Here is a 233-nt window from a genome sequence, read left to right on the forward strand (position 1 = left end):
GGGATGGTATCGGGATAAGTTCCCTTAATGACGTCAAGACTCCAATCATGTTCTAAATGCTTTTGAATAAAGGCCTTTACGGGTTTTGTCAGCCGTGTTTTATGGCGACCACAACGTTTTTTATTGGCTTTGTAGTGCTCATAGTAGTCACAGACTGAATGTCCTGCTTTAAGGAAATTGATGACCTTATAAATGGTCTGTTTTGATCGTCCTAGAGATTCAATGATAGCACT

General features: G+C 39.9%; 1 pseudogene. It reads right to left on the bottom strand.

What is annotated here, in order from left to right:
- Positions 1-233: pseudogene (locus tag ABP870_RS09825) on the bottom strand (IS30 family transposase); the annotation flags it as partial.

It is taken from the genome of Streptococcus jiangjianxini, from assembly GCF_040225085.1.
Classification (GTDB): domain Bacteria; phylum Bacillota; class Bacilli; order Lactobacillales; family Streptococcaceae; genus Streptococcus; species Streptococcus jiangjianxini.